Genomic DNA, 6,269 nt, shown 5'->3' with positions numbered 1-6,269 from the left:
CCTTATCTCTTATTTTATACGATCCTTGTCCAATGTAAAGTAAGCGATGGCAGATTATTGAAGTTTTTTTAAAATAAGAGTATTTTTACTTTATTATATGATATATATGCTGATTCAATCATGGTTAAACATGGAATTACTTATACAATTTAAAAATTGACAATTATTAATATAGAGTTTAGTGTGTTAAACAATAAATATCACATGGACCAGTTCTATTGCCGGCTAGTGGATACTATAAAAAGGAGTTCATATTAAAATGAAGAAAATCGTATTTTTTGATATAGATGGCACATTGCTTGATCATGAAAAAAACCTTCCGGAAAGCACAAAAAAAGCCATCGATTTATTAAAGAAAAATGATGTATTTGTTGCTATTGCCACTGGAAGGGCACCGTTTATGTTTGAGGGCCTGCGTGAAGCACTTGAAATTGATTCCTATGTAAGTTTTAACGGTCAATTTGTTGTCTTCGAAAATGAAGTAATCTATGAGAATCCTTTGAATGAAAAAGAGTTAAAGAAGTTATTTGAACATGCAAAAACAAACGATCATCCGTTGGTTTTTATGAATGAGAAAACCATGAAGGCAAGTGTGAAACATCATCCTTATATTGAAAAAAGTTTGGGAAGCTTAAATTTCCCTCATCCAGATGACGATGACACCTTTTATGTAAATCGAATGATGTACCAAAGTCTGCTTTTTTGTGAAGATCAGCATGAAAAATTATATTTTTCTAACTATCCACACTTTGACTTTATTAGATGGCATCCATATTCTGTCGATGTGTTGCCAAAGGGTGGTTCTAAAGCAGAAGGCATCAAAAAAATGATCGAACGATTAGGATTTGAGTTAAAGGATGTCTACGCATTCGGGGATGGATTAAATGACTTAGATATGTTAAAGGCAGTTGGTACAGGCGTTGCTATGGGGAATGGTGTTCCAGAGGCGAAGGAACTCGCTGATCTTATAACAAGTGATGTTTCTAATGATGGTATTTGGAATGGACTAAAAGAATTACAGTTAATATAGGTAAAGAACCGACCTAAGGTCAGGTTCTTTACCTTTTTTTGGAACTTCAAGTTGTTAACGTTCAATTGCAATGGCGCTTTCGATCGGTCTTAACGGATCTTCATGATTGATGTAATCATAAAACATAACACCATTTAAATGATCAATTTCATGTTGAAAACAAATAGCAGGAAGTCCTTTTAAACGAAGTTTCACTTCTTCACCGTCTACTGAAGTACCCTTTACCGTGATTCTTGCGTATCTCGGGACATTGCCTGGGATGGGTCTATCAACTGAAAGACAGCCTTCACCTGCTTGTAAATAGGCTTTTTCAACAGAGTGGCTGATAATTTTGGGGTTAAATAACGCATAACTATAAAGAGTTCCAGTTTCATCAGTAAGATGCACCGCAATCATCCGTTTCAACACATTGATTTGTGGGGCAGCTAAGCCGATGCCTGGGCGCAGCCCGAATTGTGCAGATATTTCAGGGTTTTGGCTATTAATGACATATTCTAATAAACTGTTCAGTATTTGTTTATCCTCTTCTGAGGGCGGCATGGAGACTTCTGCAGCCACTTTTCTAAGGGAAGGATGGCCATCTCGAATGATATCTTCCATCGTTAACATGATTCCACTCACTCCTGTACTTAACTAAATTATTAATATTCATTAGTCTATCAGACAATTAATAAAAAGTTAACATTTTAAAGTTCTTCCCATTTAGTTCGGTTATAATCTGGATATTGTCAAATAATCCAAGTGTCGATATAGTAGAATATGGAATAGGCAGGAGGTTTAAAACATGTCGCAAAGAAAAAAGATTAATTTTATTTTTTTTATATTGGTATCAGTTGTTATTTTTACAGGATGTACGAAAGAAAAGAAACCTGAAGAAAAAATGTATACCGTGTTAGAAAAAGTTGTATCGGCGGAAAAGGGATTTGAGGAACAACAGAACCCGCTTGTGACCCTTGAAAAGAAGGAAAAAGTGATTTATGACCAAATTATTGAACTGGGTATGAAAGAATATGATCAAATCGTTAAGCTGTCGAATGAAGCAATTTTATTAGCGGATCAAAGAAAAGAGCTTATGGAAAAAGAAACAAACAGTATAAAGGAATCGGAGAAAGAATTTAAAAAGGCCGCAAAGATAAAGGATAAATTTGAAGATCAAAGCTTAAGGAAATCAGCTAATGAACTATATGAGATTATGATGGAAAGATATAAAGCGCATGATGCGTTATACCTTGAATATAATGAGTCGCTTAAAAATGATAAAACTTTGTATGAAATGTTCAAAAATAAAAATCTTCCATTAGATGATCTTGAAGCCCAAGTTAATAAGCTCAATGAAACGTATAAAAAGGTTTATGATGCCAATAAAAAATTTAATATGTTAACAGAACAATACAATGATAAAAAGATGACATTTTATAAGCAGGCAGGGCTAGACACAAGTAAATAAACGCTATTTCATAAAAATAATCGGCAGATCATGCCGATTTTTTTATATTATAACAACTTCAATAAATGAAAATAAATATATAACAGATATTAAAAATTCGGTAATACAGAAAAAATAATATACATTTCTTTAGCAACATGTCTGTGTTGAAAAATATTAATACATAGTATTTGACGTAAAAAAACTAATGATGTAAACTTGTAAAAGAATTCATTAATTGTATCAATGATGTTACATAAAATAATGGTACAGAATAAAATATAAGTAAGATAAAAGATAATTCGTTTTAACTTATCTTTTCTGTGAAAAACTATTTAGTAGTATGTTTTAAGAACTAAAGCTAGCCAAAATTCTATGTAATATCACGAGTTTATCCATTGCAAAGTAAAAAACCGATGGACCAAACCATCTGGCTTTGAATCTTTAGTTTTTGGGTATTCTAACTTAGTGGATTATATTTTAAAAATTTTATCTCCCGAATCGAAAGGAAGAGGTGACCCAAATGGTTTCTAAAACTCAAAACGCCAAGTTTGATGCGAAGAAAACACTAGAAGTTGTTGAAGAACAATTTCAAACACTTCAAATTCTAAATGAAGCTGGTGAAGTGGTAAACGAGGCGGCAATGCCAGACATTACTGATGAACAACTTCAGGAATTAATGCGTCGCATGGTTTATACACGTATTCTTGACCAGCGCTCTATTTCTTTAAACCGTCAAGGAAGATTAGGTTTCTATGCACCAACGGCAGGACAAGAAGCATCTCAATTAGCTTCCCAGTTCGCACTAGAAAAAGAAGATTTTATCTTACCAGGATATCGTGATGTACCACAAATTATTTGGCATGGTTTACCTTTATACCAAGCTTTTTTATGGTCAAGAGGTCACTTTGAAGGCGGACAAATTCCTGAAGGAGTTAATATCGCAATTCCACAGATTATTATCGGTGCACAGTATGTTCAGACTGCTGGTGTAGCGCTTGGATTTAAAAAACGTGGAGTTAAAGCCGTTGCAATTACCTATACAGGTGACGGTGGTACTTCTCAAGGGGATTTCTATGAAGGAATGAATTTTGCGGGCGCCTATAAAGCACCAGCCATCTTTATTGCTCAAAATAACCGTTTCGCCATCTCAACTCCTGTTGAAAAGCAATCAGCTGCAAAAACTCTTGCTCAAAAAGCAGTTGCTGCGGGTATCCCTGGTATTCAAGTTGATGGTATGGATCCTTTAGCTGTATATGCTGCAACTCGTGAGGCACGTGAACGTGCAATTAATGGCGAAGGCCCAACATTCATTGAAACATTAACATACAGATATGGTCCTCATACCATGGCTGGTGATGATCCAACTCGCTATCGTACGGCTGACCTTGACAATGAATGGGAAAAGAAAGATCCATTAGTTCGTTTCCGTAAATTCCTTGAAAAGAAAGGTCTTTGGACAGAAGAGAAAGAAAATGAAGTCATCGAACAAGCCAAAGAAGACATTAAAGAAGCGATTAAAAAAGCTGACGGAGCACCTAAACAAAAGGTTACTGATTTAATGTCCATTATGTATGAAGAAATGCCTCAAAACTTAAAAGAGCAATATGAACTATATAAAGAAAAGGAGTCGAAGTAAGCCATGGCTCAAATGACAATGATTCAAGCAATTACAGATGCATTGCGTGTGGAATTACGTAATGATCCGAATGTATTAGTTTTCGGAGAAGACGTTGGTGTAAACGGTGGTGTTTTCCGTGCAACAGAAGGGCTGCAAAATGAATTTGGTGAAGATCGTGTATTTGACACGCCGCTAGCTGAATCAGGAATCGGCGGATTAGCAGTCGGCCTAAGTTTACAAGGCTTCCGTCCAGTTCCAGAAATCCAATTCTTTGGTTTCGTTTATGAAGTAATGGATTCAATTTCTGGTCAGGCAGCTCGTCTTCGTTATCGTACTGGCGGCAAATTTAATGCTCCAATTACATTTCGCTCGCCATTTGGAGGCGGCGTACATACACCAGATATGCACGCTGACAGCTTAGAAGGCCTAATGGCTCAACAGCCTGGGGTAAAGGTTGTTATTCCATCAACTCCATATGATGCAAAAGGGCTTCTTATTTCATCAATCCGTGATAATGACCCAGTAATTTTCCTTGAACATATGAAGCTTTACCGTTCTTTCCGCCAAGAAGTGCCTGAAGAAGCATATACCATTCCACTAGGGAAAGCGGAAGTAAAACGTGAAGGTACAGATGTATCAATTATTACGTATGGCGCAATGGTTCATGAGTCAATAAAAGCTGCAGAAGAATTAGAAAAAGAAGGTTTTTCTGCTGAAGTAATTGATTTAAGAACTGTAAGCCCGATTGACCTTGAGACCATTATTGCATCTGTTGAAAAAACAGGTCGTGCGATTGTTGTTCAAGAAGCACAAAAACAAGCGGGTATTGCAGCTAATGTTGTTGCTGAAATAAATGATCGTGCAATTTTAAGCCTAGAAGCACCAGTATTACGTGTGGCTGCTCCAGATACCGTATTTGCATTCCCGCAAGCGGAAGCTGCATGGCTGCCGAATTATAAAGATGTAATTGAAACAGCTAAAAAAGTTTTAACCTTTTAATTCTTAATTTGACGCTCTAATTACTATAGATAAGATACCCAAAAATACATGGAATTTAGGAGGATGAATCCTAGTGTCATTTCAATTTAAAATGCCTGACATCGGTGAAGGTATTCATGAAGGCGAAATTGTTAAATGGTTCGTAAAACCAGGTGACAAAGTTCAAGAAGATGATGTTCTTTGTGAAATTCAAAATGATAAAGCTGTAGTTGAAATCCCATCCCCAGTTGAAGGGACAGTTCAAGAAGTATTAGTAGGTGAAGGAACTGTCGCAACTGTAGGACAGGTTTTGGTAACTTTTGATGCCCCAGGATACGAAAACCTTCAATTTAAAGGCGATGAACATGCAGAAGCACCAAAGGCAGAAGAAAAACCAGCAGCACCTGCACCTGCACCTGAAGTGAAGCAAGATGCAGCACCTCAACCAGCAGCTGTAGCAACTGCACCACAAGCTGAAGTAGATCCAAATCGTCGAATTGTTGCCATGCCGTCTGTTCGGAAATATGCTCGTGAAAAGGGCATTAATATCCAGTTGGTTCCTGGTACAGGAAATCTTGGACGCATTCTAAAGAGTGATATTGATACCTTTGTAAGCGGAGGAGCAGTAACTGCACCACAAGCTGCTACTAATGCAGCCGTAGCAACTGAAACAGCTGAAGTAGAGGCTCCAAAAGCAGCGATAGCTATTCCGCAGGGTGAATACCCAGAAACACGCGAGAAAATGAGCGGTATTCGGAAGGCAATTGCTAAAGCAATGGTTAACTCCAAGCACACTGCTCCACACGTAACACTTATGGATGAAATCGATGTAACTAAACTTGTTACACACCGTAAGAAATTTAAAGAAGTGGCTGCTGCAAAAGGCATTAAGCTGACATTCTTACCATACATCGTAAAAGCATTAACAAGCGCATTACGTGAGTTCCCTGCACTAAACACATCATTAGATGATGCAACAAGTGAAATTATTCATAAACATTATTATAATATTGGAATTGCAGCTGACACGGAAAAAGGTTTGTTAGTTCCAGTTGTAAAAGATGCAGACCGTAAGTCAGTTTTCTCAATTTCTAATGAAATCAATGAATTAGCTGGAAAAGCTCGTGATGGCAAGCTTGCTCCTAATGAAATGAAGGGCGCTTCATGTACGATTTCCAACATTGGTTCAGCTGGCGGTCAGTGGTTCACTCCAG

Annotated in this window: 6 protein-coding genes; 5 read left to right on the top strand and 1 reads right to left on the bottom strand. The window is 37.0% G+C overall.

Going from position 1 to position 6,269, the window contains the following annotated elements:
- The first annotated feature begins 259 nt into the window (after nt 1-259).
- Complete coding sequence (locus V7137_RS22305) at nt 260-1,030, top strand: Cof-type HAD-IIB family hydrolase (protein ID WP_335700105.1); 771 nt, start codon at nt 260-262, stop codon at nt 1,028-1,030.
- 54 nt (nt 1,031-1,084) lie between these two features.
- Here the strand turns inward: V7137_RS22305 and def are convergent, their stop codons facing one another.
- Entirely contained in the window at nt 1,085-1,639 is a 555-nt protein-coding gene (gene def / locus V7137_RS22300; protein ID WP_335700104.1) for a peptide deformylase, read from the bottom strand.
- 175 nt (nt 1,640-1,814) lie between these two features.
- Between def and V7137_RS22295 the strand changes: the two genes are divergently transcribed.
- The 4 genes from V7137_RS22295 to V7137_RS22280 form a co-directional block, all read left to right on the top strand.
- Entirely contained in the window at nt 1,815-2,477 is a 663-nt protein-coding gene (locus tag V7137_RS22295; protein ID WP_335700103.1) for a YkyA family protein, read from the top strand.
- Nucleotides 2,478-2,979: 502 nt separating this feature from the next.
- Nucleotides 2,980-4,095, top strand: a complete 1,116-nt coding sequence (gene pdhA, locus V7137_RS22290) for a pyruvate dehydrogenase (acetyl-transferring) E1 component subunit alpha (RefSeq protein ID WP_335700102.1) — start codon at nt 2,980-2,982, stop codon at nt 4,093-4,095.
- Nucleotides 4,096-4,098: 3 nt separating this feature from the next.
- Nucleotides 4,099-5,076: an alpha-ketoacid dehydrogenase subunit beta gene (locus V7137_RS22285; protein WP_335700101.1), complete on the top strand. Its 978-nt coding sequence runs from the start codon at nt 4,099-4,101 to the stop codon at nt 5,074-5,076.
- Nucleotides 5,077-5,149: 73 nt separating this feature from the next.
- Nucleotides 5,150-6,269 (top strand): dihydrolipoamide acetyltransferase family protein (locus tag V7137_RS22280; RefSeq protein WP_335700100.1); only part of this gene is annotated, 1,120 nt, incomplete at its 3' end.

Source organism: Neobacillus drentensis, from assembly GCF_036962765.1.
Taxonomy (GTDB): domain Bacteria; phylum Bacillota; class Bacilli; order Bacillales; family Cytobacillaceae; genus Neobacillus; species Neobacillus drentensis_C.
This window is presented reverse-complemented; position numbering and strand designations above follow the sequence as displayed.